Below are 1122 nucleotides of genomic sequence, written 5' to 3'. Positions count from 1 at the left end.
CCGGGCCGGTCGTGGTGTCGGCGAGGCCGGCCGGGCCGGTCGCGGTGCCGGGCGGCGCGGACGGGCGGCGCGGCTGGCAGTTGGCGCACTGGGCGGTGGCGCACGCCTCGGCGCTGCACATCGAGCGGGTGGCGTACGAGGGGCGCGAGTGGCGCGCGGGCACCGTCGGCGGCGGCTGGCGGGCGGTGGGATCGGCGGCCGGGGCGCGGGGCGCGGAGCGCGACGGCGGATCGGTCCGGATCGTCACCGTTCGCTAGTGCGAGCCGCCACTCTTCCGCATTATCCGGGGCGGCCGGCGGCCGGTTTGCCGTCCCGTTCCGCACTGACGCGTCACGACCCTTGCCGGCACTGAGCCGTAAGGATTCAGCAGACTTTCCCACCGGAGCGGTTTGCCCGCTTTTCGGGGCACCCGATAATGCGACGCATTGCCAACTCTTTACGTTGCCGCGCCGCAACCTTCGTGGACTTCGAGCGGTAGTCACTGCGTCCGAGAGGACGTCATCACCTTGACTCACCTGACTCACCTGACTCACCGTTGACTTTCCGTCGAAGGAGCATCATGTCCCTCCCCCTGACCCGCCGGATCGCCCGTGCCGCGCTGCTCGTCGCCGCGGGAGCGGCTGCCGGGGTCGGTGCGGCCGGCTCCGCCAGCGCGGCCCCGGAGCTGCCCGCGACCCCGAACCTGAGCGGGCTGACCGCCCTGGACGGCGCGAACGTCGGCAACACCGTGGACGCCGCGGCCCAGAACGTCACCGAGACCGCGGGCGACACCGGCAGCAAGGCCGTGAAGAAGGCGGTGCCGGCCGCGGGCAAGACCGGTGGTTCGGTCGTCAAGAAGGCCACGCCGGCCGCGCAGAAGGCGGCCGGGGACGCGGCGGGCTCCGCCGGTGACCTGGTCGGCGAGACGGCCCGCACGCTGCCCGCCGAGTCCGTCGGCAAGGGCCTGCCGGCCACCGGCACCCTGCCGGTGCAGGGGCTGCCGCTCGGCGGCTGATCCACGGATCGGAAATGGCCGCGGGGCCCGGGGATGCTTCCCCGGGCCCCGCGGCCCAGTGGGAGTGGGGCGGGGCGGGGCCCCGGGCCCCCGCCCCCCCGCCCCCGTCGGGCGTCGCCGGCTGGGCC

General features: G+C 75.3%; 1 protein-coding gene and 1 pseudogene. Both read left to right on the top strand.

From position 1 onward, the window contains the following. Positions 1–257, top strand: a pseudogene (locus AB0G32_RS15920) (heavy metal transporter); the annotation flags it as partial. A gap of 302 nt (positions 258–559) precedes the next feature. After that, entirely contained in the window at positions 560–994 is a 435-nt protein-coding gene (locus tag AB0G32_RS15915) for an ATP-binding protein (protein WP_361162887.1), read from the top strand. Positions 995–1122 lie beyond the last annotated feature (128 nt).

This window comes from Streptomyces sp. NPDC023723, from assembly GCF_040639815.1.
GTDB lineage: Bacteria > Actinomycetota > Actinomycetes > Streptomycetales > Streptomycetaceae > Streptomyces.
Note: the sequence above shows the minus strand (reverse complement) of the source record. Positions and strands in the feature narration are given on the sequence as shown.